This is a genomic window from Paenibacillus diazotrophicus (assembly GCF_042610465.1).
In genome coordinates, this window is record NZ_JBGJZN010000003.1 from 600,730 (window position 1) to 623,268 (window position 22,539).

At 48.0% G+C, this 22,539-nt stretch carries 13 protein-coding genes; 9 read left to right on the forward strand and 4 right to left on the reverse strand.

Annotated features, from left to right (window positions below; translation table 11 throughout):
- The first annotated feature begins 11 nt into the window (after positions 1-11).
- Positions 12-2,003 carry an excinuclease ABC subunit UvrB gene (uvrB, locus tag ACAN54_RS16770; protein ID WP_379157402.1) on the forward strand — a complete coding sequence of 664 codons (1,992 nt, stop codon included), beginning with the start codon at positions 12-14 and terminating at the stop codon, positions 2,001-2,003.
- Positions 2,004-2,422: 419 nt separating this feature from the next.
- Positions 2,423-5,296 carry an excinuclease ABC subunit UvrA gene (gene uvrA, locus ACAN54_RS16775; RefSeq protein ID WP_379157405.1) on the forward strand — a complete coding sequence of 958 codons (2,874 nt, stop codon included), beginning with the start codon at positions 2,423-2,425 and terminating at the stop codon, positions 5,294-5,296.
- A 165-nt stretch (positions 5,297-5,461) separates the two neighbouring features.
- Here uvrA and ACAN54_RS16780 read toward each other — a convergent pair whose 3' ends face one another.
- Positions 5,462-7,111: a nitrite/sulfite reductase gene (locus ACAN54_RS16780; protein WP_379157409.1), complete on the reverse strand. Its 1,650-nt coding sequence runs from the start codon at positions 7,109-7,111 to the stop codon at positions 5,462-5,464.
- 436 nt (positions 7,112-7,547) lie between these two features.
- Between ACAN54_RS16780 and ACAN54_RS16785 the strand changes: the two genes are divergently transcribed.
- From ACAN54_RS16785 to galU, 5 genes are all read left to right on the forward strand, one after another.
- A complete protein-coding gene (locus tag ACAN54_RS16785) occupies positions 7,548-7,757 on the forward strand; it encodes a hypothetical protein (RefSeq protein ID WP_379157412.1) in 210 nt (69 codons plus the stop codon).
- Positions 7,758-7,904: 147 nt separating this feature from the next.
- A complete protein-coding gene (locus ACAN54_RS16790; protein ID WP_379157415.1) occupies positions 7,905-9,065 on the forward strand; it encodes a S1C family serine protease in 1,161 nt (386 codons plus the stop codon).
- Positions 9,046-10,971, forward strand: coding sequence for a stalk domain-containing protein (locus ACAN54_RS16795; protein ID WP_379157419.1), 1,926 nt, complete (start codon positions 9,046-9,048; stop codon positions 10,969-10,971). The genes ACAN54_RS16790 and ACAN54_RS16795 overlap by 20 nt, the downstream gene beginning before the upstream one ends.
- A 370-nt stretch (positions 10,972-11,341) precedes the next feature.
- Positions 11,342-13,861: a U32 family peptidase gene (locus ACAN54_RS16800; protein WP_379157422.1), complete on the forward strand. Its 2,520-nt coding sequence runs from the start codon at positions 11,342-11,344 to the stop codon at positions 13,859-13,861.
- A gap of 172 nt (positions 13,862-14,033) precedes the next feature.
- Entirely contained in the window at positions 14,034-14,921 is an 888-nt protein-coding gene (galU, locus tag ACAN54_RS16805; RefSeq protein WP_379157425.1) for a UTP--glucose-1-phosphate uridylyltransferase GalU, read from the forward strand.
- Between the two features lie 156 nt (positions 14,922-15,077).
- On the opposite strand, the gene ACAN54_RS16810 is transcribed toward galU, so the two are convergent.
- From ACAN54_RS16810 to rfbA, 3 genes are all read right to left on the reverse strand, one after another.
- Complete coding sequence (locus ACAN54_RS16810; RefSeq protein ID WP_379157428.1) at positions 15,078-17,825, reverse strand: O-antigen ligase family protein; 2,748 nt, start codon at positions 17,823-17,825, stop codon at positions 15,078-15,080.
- Between the two features lie 202 nt (positions 17,826-18,027).
- The gene (gene rfbC / locus ACAN54_RS16815) at positions 18,028-18,582 is read right to left on the reverse strand and encodes a dTDP-4-dehydrorhamnose 3,5-epimerase (RefSeq protein ID WP_379157431.1); all 555 of its coding nucleotides are present in this window, start codon (positions 18,580-18,582) and stop codon (positions 18,028-18,030) included.
- Positions 18,583-18,604: 22 nt separating this feature from the next.
- Entirely contained in the window at positions 18,605-19,483 is an 879-nt protein-coding gene (rfbA, locus tag ACAN54_RS16820) for a glucose-1-phosphate thymidylyltransferase RfbA (RefSeq protein WP_379157434.1), read from the reverse strand.
- 436 nt (positions 19,484-19,919) lie between these two features.
- On the opposite strand from rfbA, the gene ACAN54_RS16825 reads away from it, so the two are divergent.
- The gene (locus tag ACAN54_RS16825; protein WP_379157437.1) at positions 19,920-21,284 is read left to right on the forward strand and encodes an ABC transporter permease; all 1,365 of its coding nucleotides are present in this window, start codon (positions 19,920-19,922) and stop codon (positions 21,282-21,284) included.
- A gap of 16 nt (positions 21,285-21,300) precedes the next feature.
- On the forward strand, positions 21,301-22,524 hold the full coding sequence (locus ACAN54_RS16830) for an ABC transporter ATP-binding protein (RefSeq protein WP_379157440.1): 1,224 nt from the start codon (positions 21,301-21,303) through the stop codon (positions 22,522-22,524).
- Positions 22,525-22,539 lie beyond the last annotated feature (15 nt).

Genomic DNA, 22,539 nt, shown 5'->3' on the forward strand with positions numbered 1-22,539 from the left:
GAGACGGGCAAATGAATGATATTGTCGTCAGTACGCAGACTTTTCAGTTGGAGTCCGAGTATACACCCCAGGGCGATCAGCCTCATGCCATACAAGAATTAGTAGACGGCATCCGGCAGGGCAAGAAGCACCAGACGCTGCTGGGAGCGACCGGTACAGGGAAGACCTTTACCATCGCACAAATGATTTCCAAGCTGAACCGGCCAACGCTGGTTATTGCGCATAACAAGACGCTGGCTGCGCAGCTGGCGAGTGAGTTCAAAGAGTTTTTCCCAAGCAATTCGGTAGACTACTTCGTCAGTTACTACGATTATTATCAACCAGAGGCGTACATTCCCTCCTCCGACACCTACATCGAGAAAGATTCCAGCATAAATGAAGAAATTGATAAGCTGCGCCACTCCGCGACCAGTTCCTTATTCGAACGGCGTGATGTCATTATTGTAGCCAGTGTTTCCTGTATTTACGGTCTCGGTTCACCGCAGGAATACGGAAGTCTGCTGCTGTCGCTGCGCGTGGGTATGGAGAAGCCGCGGAATCAGATCCTGAGCAGGCTTGTGGATATCCAATATCAGCGCAACGACATTAACTTTGTACGGGGCACTTTTCGCGTACGCGGTGATGTGGTAGAGATCTTCCCGGCCTCACAGGGTGAGCATGCCATCCGCGTAGAACTGTTCGGCGATGAAATCGAACGGATAACTGAAATTGATGTATTGACCGGAGAATTAATCGGCGAACGCGATCATGTGGCAATTTTCCCGGCATCCCACTTTGTTACCCAGGAAGAAACCATGCGTGTGGCCCTGGTGAATATTGAGCGTGAACTGGAAGAACGGCTGGCTGTGCTCCGGGACGCCGGCAAGCTGCTGGAAGCCCAGCGGCTGGAGCAACGGACCCGTTATGATATTGAGATGATGAAGGAAGTTGGTTTCTGTTCCGGGATTGAGAACTACTCCGGACCGCTCACCTTCCGTGAGCCGGGAGCAACCCCCTACACACTTATGGACTATTTCCCTGAGGATATGCTGATTGTAATCGACGAGTCTCATGTAACACTGCCACAGATCCGGGCGATGTACAACGGCGACAGGGCGCGCAAGACAGTTCTCGTAGAACATGGCTTCCGTCTTCCATCTGCGCTGGATAACCGGCCGCTGCAGTTTGAGGAATTCGAAGACAAGGTGAAGCAGATCGTCTATGTGTCCGCCACACCGGGACCTTATGAAATGGAACACTGCGAGACTATGGTTCAGCAGATCATTCGTCCTACCGGCCTTTTGGACCCGATTATCGAGGTTCGTCCGACAGAGGGACAGATCGATGATCTGATCAGCGAAATTCGGGACCGTGTAGAGCGTGACGAACGTGTGCTCGTTACGACTTTGACCAAGAAAATGTCCGAAGACCTGACAGATTATTTCAAGGAAATTGGTATCAAGGTCCGCTACATGCACTCTGACATCAAGACGCTGGAGCGTATGGCGATTCTGCGTGACCTCCGGTTAGGGACCTTCCATGTTCTCGTAGGGATCAATCTACTACGGGAAGGCTTGGATTTGCCGGAGGTATCTCTGGTTACAATTCTTGATGCCGACAAGGAGGGCTTCCTGCGTTCCGAGCGTTCACTCATTCAGACCATCGGCCGTGCGGCCCGTAACTCCAATGGCCGTGTAATCATGTACGGTGACCGTATCACAGATTCGATGGAAAAAGCTATGACCGAAACCCAGCGCCGCCGGGAAACGCAGATTGCCTACAATGAAAAGCATGGGATTACACCCACTACGATCAACAAGAAAGTCAGTGATATCATCGAGGCAACCAAGGTTGCCGAGTCCAAGGCTGATTATCTCAACGGTGTGGGCGGGAAGATGAGCAAGAAGGAGCGCCAGAGCCTGATGCAGCGTCTGGAGGCAGAGATGAAGGATGCCGCCAAGAATCTGCAATTCGAGCGTGCCGCAGAGCTGCGAGACGCACTTCTGGAGCTTCGGGCTGAGTGACGCAGAACCTTCCGCACATGTGATACACACAGTAAAGTACAGGAACGGCGCTATCTAAGGCCGTTCCTTTTGGATAAATTGCTATTACCCTTGCGCATCCCGAAGGGACAGCCCGCAGTCCGCAGTTCGCGCATCCCGAAGGGACAGCCCGCAATACGCAGTTTGCGCATCCCGAAGGGACAGCGGTTTTCCCTGGAGCGCCTAAATTCCAGCGGTCCCGTTAGGGACAAGCGCTCTTCAATCCGCATCAAATAAGTCCATCCCAACCACACTCCTTCGCCAGCAGGCTTGCGGGTGTCCAGAGGGTGCAACCCTTGGGGCCCTCCCTTGGCTAAGGGAGGGTTTGGGAGGGATCGAAAATAAAATTTTTCCAGGAAAATATTCTCCCAATTTTAAAAGGTCTTTAGGAGGTTATACCGTTGGCGAACGAAAATATTGTAATTAAAGGTGCGCGAGCGCACAATCTCAAGAACATTGACGTAACGATTCCGCGTGACCGCTTCGTCGTGCTGACGGGACTTAGCGGCTCCGGCAAATCGTCGCTTGCGTTTGATACGATCTATGCCGAAGGGCAACGCCGTTATGTGGAATCCCTGTCAGCGTATGCCCGGCAATTCCTGGGCCAGATGGAGAAGCCGGATGTAGATTCCATTGAGGGGTTATCCCCGGCGATTTCCATTGACCAGAAGACAACAAGCCGCAATCCGCGTTCAACCGTAGGTACGGTTACGGAGATTTATGATTATCTGCGGCTGCTATTCGCCCGGGTAGGACATCCGCATTGTCCGGATCATGGCATCGAGATTACTTCCCAGACCGTCGAGCAGATGGTAGATCGGATTATGCAGTTTCCCGAGAAGACCCGGCTGCAGATTCTGGCACCAGTCATCTCCGGACGCAAAGGTGAGCATAAGGGATTGTTCAGTGATATCTCGAAGCAGGGTTTTGTCCGGGTGCGCGTGAACGGTGAACTTCGAGAAGTGACTGAGGATATCGTACTTGAGAAGAATAAGAAGCATACGATTGAGGTCGTGGTGGATCGGATCGTCATCAAGGATGATGTCACTACCCGGCTGACGGATTCCCTGGAGACCGCGCTGAAGCTGTCCGGCGGGCAAATTCTGGTGGATATTATCGGACAGGAGGAACTGTTGTTCAGTTCAAGCTTTGCCTGTCCGGTCTGCGGGTTCAGCATCGAGGAGCTTGCGCCCCGGATGTTCTCTTTCAACAGCCCTTTTGGAGCTTGCACGGAATGTGACGGGCTAGGCATGAAAATGGTGGTTGACCCGGATCTTCTGATTCCTGATCCAGAGAAAAGCATTGAAGAAGGCGCCTTTCTAGCTTGGACAGGCAGCACATCGAACTACTATCCGCAGTTTCTGAAATCGGTCTGCGAGCATTTCAAAATTCCGCAGAATGTGCCGGTAAGCAGTCTGTCACCAGAGCATATGGAGAAGCTGCTGAATGGAACGGGCAGCGAGAAGATCCGCTTCCGTTATGAGAATGACTTTGGCCAGCGGAAGGATGCGCTTGTCGCTTTTGAAGGGATTATTCCCAATCTGGAGCGCCGGTACCGGGAGACAGCCTCCGATGGTATCCGTGAGTTCATTGAAGGCTTCATGAGTGCCAAGCCTTGTCATGTGTGCAAAGGCAAAAGATTGAAGAAGGAGATTCTCGCCGTAACGGTCAATGACCGTAATGTTGCGGATGTGACCGATCTGTCGATTGGGGATTGCCTCGAATTCTTCGACAACCTTGTGCTGAGTGAGAAGGAGACAGCCATTGCCAATCTGATTCTCAAAGAAATCAGCAGCCGTCTAGGTTTCCTGGTCAACGTAGGTTTGAATTATTTGACGCTCAGCCGTGCAGCAGGCTCACTCTCCGGTGGTGAAGCGCAGCGGATCAGACTGGCGACCCAGATCGGCTCCAGTCTGATGGGCGTGCTGTATATTCTCGATGAACCGAGTATTGGTCTGCATCAGAGGGATAATGACCGCCTGATCTCGACGCTTGGGCATATGCGCGATTTGGGCAATACCCTGATTGTGGTCGAACATGATGAAGATACGATGATGGCTGCCGACTATATTATCGACATTGGACCAGGTGCGGGGATTCATGGCGGACAGGTTATGGCCCAAGGTACGCCTCAGGAGATCATGAATGATCCGAATTCCTTGACCGGGGAGTACTTAAGCGGACGCAAGTTCATTCCGGTTACCTCCAACCGGCGCGCTACGGATGACCGCTGGATTGAAATCCGCGGGGCCAAGGAGAACAACCTGAAGAATGTGAACGTCAAAATTCCTCTGGGAGTTTTCACGGCCGTAACCGGGGTGTCGGGCTCCGGCAAGTCCTCGCTGATTAATGAAATTCTCTATAAGAGTCTGGCGCGTCAGTTGAATAAGGCGGTCAAGGTACGGCCAGGTCAGCACAAAGAAATCCGCGGCCTCGAAAACCTGGACAAAGTTATTGAAATTGATCAATCGCCAATCGGACGGACACCGCGTTCCAATCCGGCTACCTATACAGGCGTCTTCGATGATATTCGTGATTTGTTCTCCAAGACGAATGAAGCCAAGGTGCGCGGATTCCAGAAGGGCAGATTTAGCTTCAATGTCAAAGGCGGCCGTTGTGAGGCTTGCCGTGGCGATGGCATTATCAAGATTGAGATGCACTTCCTGCCCGATGTCTATGTTCCCTGCGAAATATGCAAAGGCAAACGCTACAACCGCGAGACGCTGGAAGTGAAATACAAAGGCAAGAGCATCTCCGATGTACTGGAGATGACTGTGGAAGATGCAACAGAATTCTTTAAGAACATCCCTAAGATTCACCGTAAAATGCAGACTCTGCTCGATGTTGGACTAGGGTACATCAATATTGGCCAGCCGGGAACCACCTTGTCTGGCGGTGAGGCGCAGCGCGTGAAGCTGGCGTCCGAGCTGTACCGCCGCAGTACGGGCAAGACCTTGTACATTCTGGATGAACCTACAACGGGGCTGCACGTAGATGACATAGGCCGTCTGCTTGAAGTGCTGCACCGTCTGGTGGATTCCGGCGAATCCGTACTCGTCATTGAGCATAACCTTGATGTAATTAAGACCGCCGACTATATCATTGATATGGGACCGGAAGGCGGCAGTGGCGGGGGGACTGTTCTTGCTACGGGGACACCAGAGAAGATTATCAAAGTGGAGGAATCCTACACCGGCAAATACCTGAAGCCGGTATTGCTCCGTGACACCGAGCGCACCAAAGCTCTGGAGCTGCAGACTTCGGATACCGTATAACCGGGGAGGATGCGAAGCAAGGCTGGAACGATTCAGGCTTGTAGCCAACAACAAGAAAGGGCCGTGGCACTGCACCACGGCCCTTTTCCATATCGGCAGACTACTTAAGGAATCTTGTAAAGTATTGATTGCTGATCCCTAGGAACTCCTATATTTCACAAGACATTACTCCTTGGACATCATCACAGCCTCGGCTTCCAGAATGGCGGTAAGCTGTTCTTGAAGCCGAGGCACGCCTACGCGTCCCGTGAACGCATGGAAATTCTCCTGCTCTTGCCGCTCTTCAGTGTAGAAGGAGATGAGCTGTTCCAGAACGGGTCCTACCCGGTCAGCCTTTACGCGGCCTTTCAACGGGCGGGCGAATTCAGCAGCAGGTCCAATGTCACCGCAGCCAAGCGTTCCGCCAACAGCGATGTCGAATGCTTCGGTCATACCGTCCGGTGTCTTCATCAGCGTGCCCTGCAGACCGATATCGGCCACCTGCTTTTGTCCGCAGGCATTGGGGCAGCCGATAAAGTGAATGCGCAGCTTCTCTTCAAGCTGGATATGCTCATCTAGATAGGCTGCGACCCCGACAGCACGCTGTTTGGTCTCCACAAGTGCAAGGTTGCAGAATTCATTGCCTGTGCAGGCGACAGTGCGGCTGATGAAGTTTTTGGCTGATGGCGACAGCCGCTGCAATACTGGTGCTTCCAGAAGAGCGCTGAGTTTCTCGTTCGGAACTCCGCTGATGATGATATTTTGTGACATCGTGGTGCGGAGTTTGCCTTCACCGTACTGATCGGCTAGCTCGGCCAGCTGTTCCAGCTCATCGCTGTTCATTCGTCCGACGGGAATATTGAGTCCAACATAACTAAGACCTTCCTGAACCTGCGAATGGACTCCATCAAAATATGCAGCTTGCCAGCCCAGCGTCTGATCCTCGCCGCGCGTAGGCAGCTCGCCTACGACTTCTATCAGTTTTTCCTTGAATTTCTCCGCGCCCCAGTCGGCGACAAGGAATTTCAGGCGGGCATGATGACGTTTCTCCCGGTAACCGTAGTCCCGGAACAGCGTAACCACACCGGCGGCTACCTTCAGCGCCTCTTCAGGTTTTACGAAGATATCAAGCTTCTGGGCCAGATGGGGTTTGGCCGATAGCCCGCCGCCTACCATCACATGGAACCCCGGCGTTTCAACGCCATCGATTACTTTTACGGCGGGGGTGTAGGCCAAATCGTTAATTTCGGCGTGCGCGTTATTATATGGGTTGGCAGACACAGAGAGTTTGAATTTGCGCGGCAAGTTGGAGAAGTCACGGTTCAGCATGAAAAAATCATTTAGTTGCTCCACAATATCTGTTGTATCAAAAAGCTCATCCTTGTCGATCCCTACCAGCGGGTTGCCGACAATCGTGCGCGGACAGTCGCCGCAAGCTTCGAAGGAGTACAGTCCGGCAGCTTCGAGACGCTGGAAGATATCCGGCAGTTGCTCAACGGTAAGCCAGTGGAACTGAACCGCTTGACGTGTAGTCACATCCACCAGGTTCCGCCCGTACAGTCTGCTGATTTCAGCGATTGCTCTGGCTTGGTGAGTGGTCATAATACCGGTGTTGATCCGTACACGCATCATGAAATGGCCGTCACGCGGCTTTTGCTGATATACTCCGGCCCATTTGAATAAGTCCATATCATCGGCCGGGATAGAGTTGTAGCCCTCCAGAGCATATTTTTCAATAATAGTGCGGATTACATCGAGCCCGTCCGTCTGCAATTTGACGAATTCGAACTTATTCAGTTTATCGGGAGCAGCACTCCATAATGGTTCGTAAGCCATATCTATACATCCTTTCTGCGTATGTATCTGTTCCATCCGAAAGTCATAAGATGATAAGTCTGATGGTAACATGGTCGGCAGTCCTCCGGCAGTGAGGGTTGTAGCACTTCGGTATAACAATTTTTTATAAAAAAATAAGGACTTGCTAATAGGCCAAATAGGCATACGCAAGGCATGTCCGTCGTAAGATTCAAACAGGGGTATATCCGTTGAATGAATAGATAGATGATGAGTTCTTTGACAAAGCGTGCACATAGGCGGATTCGATGATTCAAATCGCTGATGTGCTGTATATTTTTCACGACAAAAAAGTTTTTGTGGCAATTACATAATTTTTTAAGTATTTTCTATTGCGCCACTGAAATGGTAGCGATAACATAGAAGGAGATATGGAATAGATGAACTAGCTTGACAATACTCTTGGGGAGGTAATGCCATGCTGCTTGCTGAAGCTGCCGCGCAAGGACCGTCTAAATTTCATACCTTTGATGTATTTATGATTTTATTCACCGTTCTGATCTTAATCGGAGTGATTCGGCTGCTCCGGGCACCTCAGAAGAACAAATTCGCCATTGCCTTTGGAGTGGTGAGTCTGCTGGTATTCCTGGTTTCAGACTACGCAATGGTGTTGAATTGGATGAGTTAGGTACACTAGTTACAATTGCAGAGTATTCTATTATAGAAAGACACCTTTAACCGCCATTGGCGCTGAAGGCGTCTTTTTATCATTTACTTACAGAGAATCTTGTAGATCCAAGCAATTCATAGATATAGAGAGGGCCGGTGAAGATGAATGTGGTGGGGGAAACGAAAGAATATAAAGCGTCTTAGCCTGCTGTTGTGTGGAATACTGCTGTCTGGTACGGGAAGCGGTGCTTATTCTGCCATGGCAGCGGCAGTTCCAGATAGTGATCCGGCTGCAGCCATGGTTCTCCAGAATGGGGCATACATACAAGTTGCCACTGCAGCAGCCAGCAACAAGAATGCGGAGACGGCCGTTGATGCGGTGCCACAGATTATTAAGGAGGTATCTCCCTCTGTGGTGGGCATTATCGGCAAATATACCGGTGACCGCATGAGCGGACCGGATGACCGGTACAATCTGACCCATGGCTCGGGAATTATTGTCAAAGCGGATGGCTGGATTATAACCAATGCTCATGTGGTACAGGATTTGCAGAACGCGGTAGTGGTGACATCAGATGCCAAAAGTTACAGCATCAAGGCCTCCTATATTGATGAAGTCAGTGACCTGGCGCTAATCAAAATTAATGCCAAGTTTCTGAAGCCTGCCAGATTTGCCAACGCATCGAACAAGATCCAGGTGGGGGAAAAGGTAATTGCCATCGGGACACCCATTTCCTTTTCGCTGCGGAATTCGGCTACAGTTGGGGTAGTGAGCGGTCTGAACCGGGCCGTAGATGCCGCCTATCGGCTGATCCAAAGTGATACGGCCATTAACCCTGGGAACAGCGGAGGTCCGCTGGTCAGCATGAAAGGGGAGGTGCTGGGGGTGAACAGCCTGAAGTATGCTGCGGTTGGTGTGGAAAATATGGGTTTCTCCATTCCAGCGGATACCGTGCAGTACATCATGAACCAGTTGTTCAAATACGGTGAGGTCAGACGCCCCAGCCTCGGTCTGGAGCTCGAGGAGAGCTGGTCGGCAATTGTGGGGCTACCTGCTCAGGATCCGCTGACTGTAACGAAGGTTGTATCTGCAGAAGCAGTACAGGCCGGGATTGCTTCCGGTGATGTGCTCTATGCGATTGACGGACACCGTGTAGCTTCACTGGTGGATATTAATGAGTGGTTCAAAAACTATAAACCGGGGGCAGTAGTAAAGCTCCTGATGCAAAGTGACGGGGACATTGTGACCCGCAAACTGGCGCTTAGTCAAGGTGATCCGCTGAGCGGCGGAAAGGAGGCGGAGGATGATGACAATCATGAGAATTAGGCGGAATGGGCTCTGCATGTTGCTGGCAGTGTTAGTGCTGCTGGCAGGTCTGCCACTCCAGGAAGCGCAGGCATCAGAGCAGAAATTGTTGAAGCTGAATCTCAAGGTAGGCAGCACTACTGCAAGCATAAACGGTGAGAAGGTTGCCATTCAAAAGCCCATAGAGGATAACGGAACAGTGCTCGTACCGCTGGGCGTATTCAAAAAAGCCTTTGGCAGCACCGTCTCTCTTGGAGCGGACAATGTGATTAAGGTGATGTACGGGCCTCATACGGGAGCTATGACCATTGGCAGCACCACCGCCTGGAAGGACGGGGTTAAGATTATGCTTCCGGCTCCTCCGCGTATGGTATCGGGAACGCTGCTGGTTCCGCTGCGTTTTGTGGCTGGAATACTGGGAGCACGGGTTACTCCAGGAAGCGGCGGCGGACTCCAGATTACGCTGTTGCCCCCTGAGGATGAAGAAGTAGACCAAGACAGTAGCGGAATTGACAGTGATGTCGGCAAAACTCGGATAGGCAACAGTTACTATGGGTGGAGCATGAACTATCCATCCGGACTAATTGTCGGTGACAGCGGCGGTAATGAAAGTGTAGCCACTTTTACCAATACAGAGAACCAGTATTATCTGGAGGTTCATGTGTCGCCGATGGAAACCGCTGCAGATCCGGATGAATTGCTGGAGAGACTGGTTCGTGAGGCGGAAGAAGGCGGTGAGACCATTCTGGACCGGGTCATTGTTCCGAATGCGGAGGTTCCCTATGCCCGGATTGTCAGCAAGGATACCAGTGGTGCCTTATGGGAAGGCCGTCAATACTACAGTAACGGGAAAGTATACGAGCTCTACCTGACTGACGATAATGCAGGCAATTATAAGGATCTGAATCCATACGCTTCGCTGCTCAACTCCTTTATCCCTTTCTTTAACGCCAGTGACAAAAGTATCCGCGACCTCTCAACGGTCAAGAACGGATTGCGTGAAGGATACAACGACGATTACGGCATATCGCTACAAGTTCCGGCAGGCTGGAATACGGATGATCAGCACCTGTACTATGAGAGTAACAAGGGAAGCCATCTGCTTGTAAAAGTTTCCTCAGCCCCAGACGGGTCTACGCTGGAAACCTGGAGCCAAGATCTGGATTCGCAGATTCGCGACACCTATGTGCAAGGAGCATATACCATACAGAAGGATACCCAGGCCGTGGTTTCCGGTGAACCTGTGCTCGTGAAGGAGACAGCGCTGAATTCTGGCAACGGCTGGAGTACAAAATATCAGATCCTTTTGCAAAAATCGGGCTACCGCTACTACATCGAATATGTGGTGGCGTCCGGGCAAGAGGAGGACAAGGCGCGATTCAAGACGATTCTAAGCTCAATAGATATTGATTATTCCAGAATCAAGGAGAACTTCGGCAGGCTGGAGACCAATGATTATAAGGCGCTCCGCAGCCAGGCTGTAACCAGAAGCTCCAAAACCTACGGCTACAGCATAGATATTCCACGCCTGTGGGTACCTTATCAGGATGTATTTGAGAGTCAGGGCGTAGAGTACCGGTTCACCGGCGGGCGCTTTCAGATCAATGCCAGCCCGGAGGGTTCAGTGGAGTATGCGGTAAGTCTGCTTCAAAGCTACTACAAGAACAGCAAAAATGATCCCAAAGGTCCACAGCTAATCAGCATAGAGGAGATTACCTTTGCAGGTGTCCCAGCCACGCTGCTGACTGTCCACCAGACGAAGGGCGGTATCCCTGGACAAACGAAGCAATTGGTTTTTGGTAAAGATGATCTGGTCTACACCCTCACCATAACCGTGAATGACGCTAACTCGACAGCTACCCAGCAAGCCGCCTTCGATACGACGCTGAAGTCCTTCCGCCTGACGGAAGGTGGGGAGGGCTCTTGATCCTGCCAGGCAATCCCTCCGGAGGGGTGCTTTCATCGAGGTTAGAGTTTCTGCTGTTTGGTGCGACTCCGAAGCTAGACTGCTTCATATAACGGTTGCTGCCCCTCTTTGGGCAAAAGGATAATAAGATCAGACGAAGAACGTCCCATTGCCTTTTTGGCAGCTTGGGGCGTTCTTTTTTTTGCAAAAGAGATGGATAGACAATGGGTAGAAGTTTTGAATAAGAGCATGAAGTGTTAGTGGAGCGCCATTTAAGGTGAATTCATATAATTCTTGGCAAATCAATGGCGTACTGATGTGATATTTGATACAATAGATAGGTTAAAAAGCTTTAAATGACCCGCCGGCAAGGCGGTTTGGGAGGATATAAATGAACGAGCAAGGAATACGCAGAGAAGACGTGGAGCTGCTGGCTCCGGCGGGTGATTGGGACTGCATGCGTGCTGCGGTGGCGAACGGGGCAGACGCTGTCTTTTTTGGCGTAGAAAAGTTTAATGCACGGGCGAGAGCGAACAACTTCCGCATGGAAGAACTGCCGGAGATTATGGCATTTCTGCACAGCTATGGGGTGAAGGGGTTCCTGACCTTTAATATACTGGTATTTGAAAATGAGCTGCCTGACGCTAAGGAACTGATCGACGCCTGTGTGGATGCGGGTGTGGACGCGGTGATCGTGCAGGATTTGGGATTGGTCCAAATGATCCGCGAAATCTCACCGGACTTCCCGATCCACGGTTCTACACAAATGACGATTACTTCACCGGAAGCGGTGGAATTCACCAAACCTTGGGGGTTGGAGCGTGTGGTGCTCGGCCGCGAGAATAACCTGAAACAAATCCGTACAATCGGGGAGCAGGCCCGTCTGCCGATGGAGGTTTTTGTGCATGGGGCGCTGTGCGTCTCCTATTCCGGCCAGTGTCTGACATCCGAAATGTGGGGCGGACGCTCCGCCAACCGCGGGGAATGCGCGCAGGCCTGCCGTCTGCCGTATGACCTGATGGTGGATGGCGAGATTAAGCCGATGGGCGATGTGACCTATCTGCTGTCACCTAAGGATCTGGCGGCGATTGATCTGATGCCCGAGCTGATCGAGGCAGGAGTAACCTCCTTCAAGATCGAAGGACGACTCAAAAGTCCGGAATATGTCTCGAATGTGGTGAGCAAATACCGTAAAGCGATTGACCGTTATTTTGAAGGGAATTGGTCACCTACTTCCAAGGAGGATATCCGTGAGCTGCAGCAAAGCTTCTCCCGCGGCTTCACACATGGCTTCCTGGAAGGCACCAATAATAAAAAGCTTGTAGACGGTACCTTCCCGAAAAGCCGTGGCGTCTATATGGGGACCGTCGAACAGATTCTGCGCGATGGTGTAGTATGCCGAATTCATGCCCCCCTTAAGCGTGGGGATGGCATCGTGTTTGACGCTGGCGATCCGACGAAGAAAGAAGAAGGCGGACGCGTCTACGATCTGCGCCGCAAAGGTGTCAAGCTGGAAGGCGAAGCCGGAGAAGGCTGGATTATCGATATTGTCCCTGGACGGAATGACGTAGATCTGCGCCGCCTGCATGTCGGCGACCGCATCTGGAAGACGAATGACCCTGCGCTGGACAAGGCGCTGCGTCAGTCTTACGAAACCGAGAAGCCGTACCGGGTCTTCCCGGTGCATGTGAAGGTGGAAGGCCGCGTAGGCGAGCCGCTTGCCACTTGGTGGACCGACGTTCAGAAGAACGTGACGGTCCGCGTGGATTCGGAGCTTCTGCTGGAGGCCGCGCAGAAACGTCCGATGGATGCCGCCCTGCTGGAAGAGCAATTCGGCCGCCTGGGCGGGACCGTATTCCAGCTGGAGGCCATGGAGTCGCATCTGGAAGGCGACGTGATCGTGCCTATGCGCGAGCTCAACAGCATCCGCCGCCAGGCGGTGGAGCTGCTTGCGGGCGAGCGCCCCAAACCTCCCGTCTACGTGAAACGGGAGGTAGAGGTCTACGGCGGCGCTTCCCGCAGGGGCGCCGCAGGTCCGCACGGTGAAGCGGAGCTCACCGTGCTGTGCCGCAGCCTGTCGCAGGTGCAGGCTGCCCTTGACGCCGGCGTTAAGAACATCTACGCCGACTTCGAATTCATCAAGCAGTTCCCGGCAGCGGTAGATGCTGTGCGGGCTGCAGGGGCCAGCATAGCGCTGGCCACACCGCGCATTCATATGCCCGGCGAGAATGGCTACCATGCCAACATCTTGCGTCTGCAGCCGGATGCTGTCCTGGTGCGCAATACCGGGGCGCTCTATTATTACCTGAAGCGCCGCATGGAAGAGCCGGATGCCGTACATCCGCGCCTGATCGGCGACTTCTCCCTGAATATCGCCAATCACAAAGCGGTAGACCTGTTCCTGAACGCAGGCTGTGACACAATAACGCCTTCCTACGACCTGAACATCCAGCAGATGGTTGATCTACTGGAACACAGCGATACCTCACGTATTGAGGTCGTGATCCATCAGCATTTGCCGATGTTCCATACCGAGCACTGCGTCTACTGCACCTTCATGAGCGAAGGCACCGACTACACGAACTGCGGTCGTCCCTGCGAGGAGCAACGTGCTTCCCTTCAGGACCGTATCGGCATGGCCCACCCTGTCCGTGTAGACGAGGGGTGCCGTAATACCGTCTATAACGCAGTGGAACAGTCGGGTGCGGAATACCTGAACAATTTCCGTGAGCTCGGCGTTAACTCCTTCCGTGTCGAGTTTCTGGAAGAGACACCTGAGCAGGTCGCGGAAGTCCTCAGCCTCTACAGCCGTGCGCTGCGCGGAGAGATCTCCGGCACACAGGTATGGAAAAGCCTGAAGGCTACGAATCAGCTCGGGGTTACCCGCGGACAACTGGTTAACGCAAAGTAAACCGATACTAATATTACATCACACCAACAAAGCCAGTGACTGAAGAGACTTGTTAGACAAGCTCTCAGTGTACTGGTTTTTTTGAAAATAGGCTTGGGTTCCCTAACAATCTTCCTGCCAGAACTCACCTAAAACTGCTATAATTAAAGCAAATATGCGAAGGAGCCCTGTCATGAAGATCCGTAAAGCCATTATTCCCGCAGCCGGTCTCGGCACCCGCTTTCTGCCTGCGACCAAAGCCATGCCCAAAGAAATGCTGCCGATTGTAGATAAACCAACGATCCAATATATTGTTGAAGAGGCTGTCGCTTCCGGCATTGAGGATATCATTATTGTAACGGGGAAAGGCAAACGTGCGATCGAAGACCATTTCGACAATTCGTTTGAGCTGGAATTCAATCTGGCCGAGAAGCAGAAGTGGGAGCTGCTGGAGTCTGTACGCAAATCCTCCGAAATGGCCGACATCCACTACATCCGTCAAAAAGAACCAAGGGGCCTCGGCCACGCCATCTGGTGTGCTCGCAAATTTATCGGCAATGAGCCATTTGCCGTTCTGCTCGGGGATGATATTGTCGAAGCTGACAAACCCTGTCTGAAGCAAATGATCGAAATTTACGAACAATACAAATCCTCCATCGTAGGCGTTCAGCCTGTACCATGGGAAGAGGTTTCCCGTTACGGTCTGGTAGATGGTACGGAATTGGCGGATAGAGTCTATAAAGCCAATCGTTTGGTGGAGAAGCCGAAGAGAGAGGATGCTCCGTCCAACCTCGCCATCCTGGGGCGGTATATCCTGACTCCGCGTATCTTTGACATGCTCGGCGAGCAGCAGATAGGTGTAGGCGGGGAAATCCAGCTGACCGACGCCATCTCCCGCTTGAGCGAAGTGGAGCGCATCATTGCTTATGATTTCGAAGGCAAACGCCATGATGTCGGAGAGAAAATGGGCTTTATCCAGACCACCATTCACTATGCGCTACAGAATAGTGAGCTCAAGGAAGGGCTGCTTGAGTACCTCAAATTGGTTATTGACAGTGAGGCGCAGAAGGCGGCGAAGTAATAGGCTCTTAAAGCCTTTTTCTCCAAAACACGACAATCATCATCCTTATAGTATTGTTGTACAAATCAAAGAGCGCCACGCTGAATTCACTCAGTGTGGCGCTCTTTTGATTGACATAAAAATTGAAATTTTTATGTCAATCTATTTACGGCTTATTTAGTACTGCGTATTCGCAATAGTCTCGATCTGAACTGCTTCTGAAGGATCTGCTGCAATCAGCTTATTATAGATTGTTTGATCCTGTTCAAGGTTAGCCTTCTTCAGGGCTGCCAAGTACCAACGGGCAATCTCACGATTAGTGGCATCGCTGAAATCTTCGCTGAGGCCAAGCTTCAGGGTTTCAGAAGCTACCTGGAACTGTCCGCCCATCAGTTGAATTCTGCCTGCATTCAGTGCAATTGCCGGAGTCACTCCAGTCGATTGGTGTTGCAGGTCTCCGAGTAACTGATTATAAGCAGTAATCCCGACATTAAGGTATGTCTCTTTTCCAGCAGCATCTTGCTGTGTAAAAGCCTGTTGAGCCAACTCATAAGAACGGGCAATGAGCGAAGTGTACCATTTTGTATCCCAGAGGGTGCCGCTGCCCATGACATCCGCGTAATTATCGCCTAGTCCAAGCTTCAGGGTTGCCGCCGCATCCTCTTTTTGTCCTGCGATTTGCTGCATTTTGCCTGCATTCAGAGCAATCGTTGGTGTTACTGAGAACGGACGCCCCTGCATCTGCTCAGGAGGCAGAGTCTTCAAATGCTCTACACCATCAGTTACATGTTTATAGGCATCCAGACCTGTAGTAAGGTATTCCTTTGTTTTCGCTTCGTCTTTTTGAACATTTGCAGCACTTGCTAACACCTGAGAGCGGCTGATCAGAGCATCGTACCAATCAATGTCCCAGTTGAACTTATCTGCATTATCCCGATAGACAGCTAAGGCGAGATCAGATTGTCCCTTCAGGTCGTAATAACTAGCAAGCTGCTGTAATAGCTGTTTATTATAAGGTTCGTCCTTGAGGGCGCGATTGACCACATCGAACGACTCGCTTAAGTACTTCTCATCTTTGGTCTGATTGAACACTTGCTGGTCCATAGAGGATAGGTATGCTGCTGCCTCCGGATGATATGGGCGATCCTTGAGCGCAGCAACTAATGGAGCTTTCAGTTCCTCATAGGATTGGCTGACACCAATCAACTGTTTGGCCTTCAATGCGGAACTGCTGGAACTGATTGAACTGATCGACAAGAATATCATGAAGACCGTACCAATCGTCAGTACCGCAAGATATCCATAACGCAGGCCTGTTTTGTTCCAATTCCGGCTCAGCGGTTTGCTGTCCATGGCAACACCCATCCCGGCCAGACCTATAAAGATGAGAATTCCCATAAAAGCATAGCTGAGGTTGAAGTCCAGCAGACTGTGCAGAAGAATTGACAAGGCTAAGATATAGAAAAAGAATCCATTCTCAAATTCATCTTTGTCGCGTCTCAGATAAGCACGGATATATTTGTAGAAGATATAACCAATGAAGCCCATGAATACTATGAATCCGACAATACCAACCTCAATTAAATATTGCAGGAAGAAGTTGTGCACCTGTCGGCTTACATATGGGTTGTTCTGATAATGTTCATACAGCGATGCCCAGCCCCCGCCACCAGTGCCAAGAATAGGGTAGTCTTTGATGACCTTTACGGCATCTTTATAAAAAGTAATACGTTCCAGTACACTATGCTGCTTGAAGTTGATGTTCTCCAGCCGAGTTTCCATATTGGCAGGCAGAATGCTGCGAGCGCTTGTTCCAATCAGTAGGAAGGCAACAACAGCAACCAGGACAACGGAGAGGAGCGGTAGCCACAGCCCCACAAGTGTGCGTGATTCCCAGCCGCTGAGCTTATTCTGTAGCCATGGAGCCATATAACGCTGAATTACCCAACTAAGAGCAGCGACAACTGCAGAAGCGCCAATCAGATAACCCCAGCCTTTGAGAGCCGCAGCAGAAGTGAAGGTAGTATTCAGCTCTGTTCCTAGATTGGTCATCGGGCTGGCAATAGCAACTGAAGCAAGGCCCGCAATAACAAGATGAATAATCCAGAGAATCTGCTTGGAAGGCTTCAATGACAAAAGCAGAAGGATAAAGACTACAGGCAGCATGACCAGACCACCGCGGGACAAGGTCAACAACAAAGATACAATGATAGGTACGAGCATAAATCCATGAGTCAGTGTCCCGTACCACTTCTTGGAGCGAACCAGGGCGAAGACAGCCACGAACAGAAATGCCATCAGAAAAGCTGCATATGTATTCGCATATTGGAAGATGGAGGTCAGCCGCAGGCCATTAGAATCGGTCATGACCGCGTCCATATATTTACCGCTGCGTACAGTATTGGAGAACCAACCAACCAGCCCTCCGGCGAATTTCCAGTTCCCCAGCCAGTTCAGGAGCCCGAAACCTACAATGAAATAAGCAATGGCCAGCACAACATTTTGAATGACAACATTTAGTTGCTTTTGCTTGAGTAGATATAACGCTATAATGAATACTGCAATATACATACTCTGAATAAAGAGAATGTTCATCGCCATATAATGCGAAGCAGCGACAAATAGCGACAGAGCATACGTTACAGGTAGCAGTATCGAAGCCACAACTACAAGGTCCCGCTGCTCCTCAAGCTTGAACTTTTTGTAGTACAATCCTACCCAGACTAGCAGCATAAGGCCGCTTAGCAGCGCAGATACGTAGATCGGTTTCTCAAAATCTATTTGCTGCCCGTTAAACAATCCTACTTGAAATGGGGTCCACACCAAAAATAGAATGAAAGCAACCACCAATGCCCACACCGGGCTGGATATCTTTTCAACATTTCTCGACTGCACTGCATTTTTACCGTATACTGGTTTCGACACGTTATAATCTCCTTTTCCTGTAGGTACGTGGATATTTTAACATATTCATAGGTTTCCCGACCACTCATTGACTGCAGACAATAATAGAGAGGTAAATAGATAGCTTGAAAATATATTTGGCCTAAAAACTTATCGTTCCATTTGGAACAAGTATAAGTTTTTAGGCCGATTTTATTGGAAGTTAAGATTTATTTAATGAAGATTAATATGTGAAATTCAAATTTGCATCTTTTAAAAGAGGTGCTGTTTCATCCTTTGCTGATAACACTGGTACTACATCGATAGGCCAATTAATCCCAATAGAAGGATCGCTCCACAATATTCCTCCATCGCACTGGGGGGCATACAATTCGTCACATTTATACTGTACTTCAACATTCTCAGTTAAAGTCATAAACCCGTGAGCGAAACCTTTTGGAATAAGTAATTGCTTCTTGTTATCGGCTGACAACTCTATCCCAAACCATTTCCCGTAATTGGGACTTCCCTTACGGATGTCCACGGCAACATCAAAGATAGTTCCTTGCGTACAACGAACAAGCTTGCTCTGTGCCTTTGGATTAAGCTGATAGTGAAGTCCGCGAAGTGTTCCTTTAGTTGCAGAGAAGGATTGATTATCCTGGACGAAATTCAGTGAAATTCCTTTATTAATGAATTTACTTTCGCTGTAGGTTTCCATAAACCAGCCACGATGATCGCCGAAGACTTGAGGTTCGACAACCCATACACCCTCTAAGATTGTTTCGATAAATTGCATGTTTCCCACACCTTCTACATTTTTAGTATTGGATTTTTCCGGTTGCTACTTTCATCAGGTACTGACCGTAACCGGTCTTGCTTAGTTTTTGTCCGCATTCCCATAAATGCTCTTTTGTAATCCATCCATTAATATATGCAATCTCTTCTAAGGCAGCGATCTTAATCCCTTGATGATCCTCTATCGTTCTTACGAAGTTAGTAGCGTCAACTAAACTCTGATGTGTTCCCGTGTCTAACCAAGTAAAGCCGCGACCAAGGAGTTCAACATCCAATTCACCGAGTTTAAGATAAGCCTCGTTTATTGAAGTGATTTCAAGTTCTCCACGGATCGATGGTTTCACGTTTTTGGCAATCTCAACAACGCGGTTATCATAGAAATATAGGCCTGTTACTGCATAATTCGATTTAGGCTGAGCAGGTTTTTCCTCAACACTGAGCACTTTGCCTTCCGCATTAAATTCCACCACACCAAAGCGCTCGGGATCCTGTACATGGTATCCAAATACTGTTGCGCCAGCATCCTTACTGGATGCACGTTGCAACATTTTTCGTATGCCATTTCCATAATATATATTGTCGCCGAGAATCATAGCAACTGAATCATTACCAATAAAAGATTCACCCAAAATAAAAGCTTGAGCTAAACCATCTGGATTGGGTTGGACAATATATTCGAGAGAGATCCCAAACTGTGACCCATCTCCAAGTAAATTGGCAAATCTCGGTGTATCCTCTGGAGTGGAAATAATCAGGATTTCCTTGATCCCCGCTAACATTAATGTAGATAGGGGATAATAAATCATAGGTTTGTCGTAAATGGGTAGCAACTGCTTACTTGTGACCATGGTTAGGGGGTACAGTCGCGTTCCGCTACCACCGGCTAAAATTATGCCCTTCATTGTTTATTTCAACTCTCCCTTTGTGAATGATGAATGTTATAATTATTAGTCTTGTAATATGTCTTTCTGAAAGCAAGGTTATTTCCATTTTACTCTGCTTAATAAGAGCCTGTCTATTTTATCTATTTATTAGTACTGTTTAAGCTTCAAAATGTATAAAGCTGATACCTTGCCAAGAAAATTATAACATTATTACCAAACTGCGATGAATCTAACAGTAATATCGTTAAATGAAAGGAGAAATATGGGCTTGTGATCTATTCCGTTAAATAATCCCACTTGTAACGGACTCCGTTTTGTAAATAGAATGTATTTATAGACTAGAGAATGGATATATCTTTCCAACATTTCTCGACTGCATGATCATTTTACCGTATACTGGATTCGACAATGTTTTATGAGATATAAGCTAAAGGACGAAGGGATAGTCGGTTTAATGAAACAAAAAAAGGTATTATTTGCTCTGCTTTTCATAGTTTTTTCTTATATTATGTTTGGTTTTGTAGAGAAGTATCAAACTGGTAATATATTAATTGATTTGAATTTTAAAGTGAAATCCAATGTGGTTGGTGACTATCAGTTATTTTACCTGACTGGTTCAGGAGAGGAATGGTCTGAAGAGAAATCTTTTCATACTACATATACTCATGTCCAAGAGTGGCAAACTATGGACTTTACGGTACCTAAGGAAACGATTGAACTAAGAATTGATTTCGGTACAAAAGCGTCAAACATCGAGCTTGAAGACTTTGCTTTAATTGGAAACTCGAAAGTCGATGTTAAAATGAATGAGTTGGTGTACAAAGAAAATCAAATTTCAACTATTTCTAAAAGTGGTGAATCGTTAATATTTCAAACGAAAAATACAGATCCCTTTATTACGTTTTCGGCGAGATCATTGATAGATGAAGCGATGAAGGGAACCTCTACAGTTAAACTAATTCTGAGCATTGCTCTTAGTTGCCTGTTAAGCCTTCTTATGACTTGGGTTATATTATCTGCTAAGAATATAGTTCATTTCTTGAAGATTATTTTATTTGGAAGGAAAATGATAATAAATCTTGCGAAGAATGATTTCAAGACAAAATATGCCTCGTCATATTTAGGGATAACTTGGGGATTTATTCAACCCTTAATTACTATTGCAACTTATTGGTTTGTTTTTCAGGTGGGGTTAAGGAGTGGTAATGTTTCTGATACTCCTTTTATATTATGGTTATTGGTTGCCATTGTACCGTGGTTCTTTTTTTCAGAAGCTTTTTCAAGTGCAACGAATGTTTTCTCGGAATATAGCTATCTTGTGAAAAAAGTTGTATTTAAAATTGAATTGTTACCCATGGTTAAAACTACATCAGCTTTTTTCGTGCATATCTTCTTTTTACTTTTTATTTTCGTTATTTATAGTATTTACGGATATTATCCCTCATTATTTAATCTTCAAGTTATTTACTATGTGATTTGTTCAGTAGCCTTAGTGACTTCTATAAGTATTCTCACCTCAGCACTAGTGCTTTTTTTCAAGGATCTAAATCAAATTATTATTATCATTCTCCAAGTTGGTTTCTGGTTTACTCCAATAGGTTGGTCTTATACAATGCTACCTACATCATGGGCATTTGTATTTAAGCTTAATCCTATGTTTTACATTGTGGAAGGCTTTAGAGATAGCTTTATCTCACACATTGCTTTCTATAACCATCCTTATCAGACCTTTTATTTTTGGTTATTTTGTTTTGTTTTACTTGTTATTGGTATTAAAACCTTTGAAAAATTGAAACCCCATTTTGCAGATGTCATATAAGAAGGGGAATAAAGCAATGAACACCATGATTGAAGTTAAAGATGTTGTTAAGACATATAAGCTTTATAAGAAACCAGTTGATCGATTGAAAGAATCGGTTTTTCCTACAAAAAAGCAATATCATGAGGATTTTAATGCTCTAAATGGAATATCCTTTGAAATTAACAAAGGTGACGCTCTTGGAATATTAGGAAGAAACGGTTCTGGGAAATCCACACTGTTAAAGTTGATAACAGGCGTATTATCTGCAACTAGCGGTACGATTAGAGTGAATGGTAGAATGTCAGCCATTCTGGAGCTGGGAGCAGGCTTTAATCCGGAGTATACAGGTAGGGAGAACATTTATTTAAATGGACTAATGATTGGATTGAATCGAAATGAGATTGATAAAAAAATGGATGGAATCATAGACTTTGCTGACATTGGGGCATTTATTGATCAACCTGTTAAGATTTATTCAAGTGGAATGTTTGCCAGACTGGCTTTCGCAGTAGCTATAAACGTCGACCCAGATATCTTAATTGTTGATGAGGCGTTAGCCGTTGGAGATGTGCGTTTTCAAATGAAATGCATAGAAAAAATGAAGGAACTTAAATCGAACGGTACTACGATTCTATTTGTATCCCATGCGACTGAACAAGTGAAAAGATTCTGTAACAGAGCAGTTTGGCTGAAAGACGGTGGAATAGAAGCAATTGGTGAGTCCAGTGAAATTGTAGATCTCTATGAAGATTACATGAAGTATAGCAACGGTGACAACGAGAATGATAATGTAAAAGCAGTGGGAACTGAGTTTAATGAAGTTATTGATGCGGACTTGATTATTCCGAGTAATCCGGATATTCTGGCAATGATCACCAAAGTTGATATTAATGAAAGAAAATTCAAGACGTTTGATAAAGTGGAAGTTGAGGTAGAGTATGAAATTTATGAAAAAGTAATTCATGGTTTATTACTAGGAGTTGCTTTGTACACGCCGGACAGGGAATATATTTTTGGGCCTAATACCTACTTAGAGAAAATTGATGTGCCTAATTCACGGGGAAGGCACAAGGTGAAATATGTGATTCCAAAGCTTCCTCTACTTGGGGGTACTTACAATATCGATGTAGGTTTATTTAATAACGAAGGTATTGTATGTCTGGATTATAAACAGGAAATCGTGGGTTTTACTGTTGTAAATAAGTATTTTTCTGAAGGACGTATCTATATTGACCACAATTGGGAAGTGTTAAGATAGACCTTACTGCATTGA

Coding starts and splice junctions, on each gene's coding strand:
- ACAN54_RS16785 (WP_379157412.1), top strand. CDS start 7,548: ATGCTGCTTGCTGAAGCTGCCGCGCAAGGACCGTCTAAATTTCATACC.
- ACAN54_RS16800 (WP_379157422.1), top strand. CDS start 11,342: ATGAACGAGCAAGGAATACGCAGAGAAGACGTGGAGCTGCTGGCTCCG.
- galU (WP_379157425.1), top strand. CDS start 14,034: ATGAAGATCCGTAAAGCCATTATTCCCGCAGCCGGTCTCGGCACCCGC.
- ACAN54_RS16780 (WP_379157409.1), bottom strand. CDS start 7,111: ATGGCTTACGAACCATTATGGAGTGCTGCTCCCGATAAACTGAATAAG.
- ACAN54_RS16795 (WP_379157419.1), top strand. CDS start 9,046: ATGACAATCATGAGAATTAGGCGGAATGGGCTCTGCATGTTGCTGGCA.
- rfbC (WP_379157431.1), bottom strand. CDS start 18,582: ATGCAATTTATCGAAACAATCTTAGAGGGTGTATGGGTTGTCGAACCT.
- ACAN54_RS16830 (WP_379157440.1), top strand. CDS start 21,301: ATGAACACCATGATTGAAGTTAAAGATGTTGTTAAGACATATAAGCTT.
- uvrB (WP_379157402.1), top strand. CDS start 12: ATGAATGATATTGTCGTCAGTACGCAGACTTTTCAGTTGGAGTCCGAG.
- rfbA (WP_379157434.1), bottom strand. CDS start 19,483: ATGAAGGGCATAATTTTAGCCGGTGGTAGCGGAACGCGACTGTACCCC.
- ACAN54_RS16790 (WP_379157415.1), top strand. CDS start 7,905: ATGTGGTGGGGGAAACGAAAGAATATAAAGCGTCTTAGCCTGCTGTTG.
- ACAN54_RS16825 (WP_379157437.1), top strand. CDS start 19,920: ATGAAACAAAAAAAGGTATTATTTGCTCTGCTTTTCATAGTTTTTTCT.